This is a genomic window from Stenotrophomonas nitritireducens, from assembly GCF_001431425.1.
GTDB classification, from domain to species: domain Bacteria; phylum Pseudomonadota; class Gammaproteobacteria; order Xanthomonadales; family Xanthomonadaceae; genus Stenotrophomonas; species Stenotrophomonas nitritireducens.
Window position 1 is genome coordinate 1 of record NZ_LDJG01000094.1, and the last position, 635, is coordinate 635.

Here is a 635-nt window from a genome sequence, read left to right on the forward strand (position 1 = left end):
GGAATGTCCCGGAAGGGATTGAGGGACGCCGGGGGGGGGCGGGGTTGCGTTCCACCAGGGGACTGGCGATGCGGAGCTGGTCCTCGAAGTTGCGGCCCTGTACCAGGTACGTGCCGGTGACGATCAGCGCCGGCGTGCCCGGAACCTTGACGCGCATGGCGAAGGCGCGCGCGGCCTTCACCTTTTCCTCGACCTGGTCGCTGCGCAGTGCATCGATGTAGCGCTGCGGCTGCACCCCGTAGGCGGCATAGAAGGTCGCCAACTCCTGCGGCGATACGTTCTGCATCGGCAGGCTGCGCTGCTCGTGCAGGGCCTTGAACACGTCGGCGTGGCTGCGCTTGAGCACGCCGGTCTGCTCGGCGGCATAGAAGGCGCGCGCGTAGGCGTCCCAATGGCCGCCGAAGGCGGCCGGCACCGCGGTGAAGCGCACGTCGGCCGGCAGCCTGGCCGCCCATACTTCCAGCAGCGGCTCGAAATGGGCGCAGTGGATGCAGGGATAGCCGAACACCTCGACCACCTCGATCTTCCCCGCCAGCGGCGCGAACGGGCCGGGCTCGGCGATCGCCTCATAGTCATGGCCTTCCACCGGCGCGGCGCTGTCGGCGGCGCAGGCCGTCAGCGGCAGCAGGGCCAGC

The 635-nt window shown here is 69.9% G+C and carries 1 protein-coding gene; it reads right to left on the minus strand.

Annotation, left to right across the window (positions count from 1 at the left end; genetic code table 11):
• On the minus strand, positions 1-634 hold a 634-nt coding region (locus tag ABB22_RS17595; protein ID WP_244481366.1), incomplete at its 3' end, for a thiol:disulfide interchange protein DsbA/DsbL.
• Position 635: the final 1 nt, after the last annotated feature.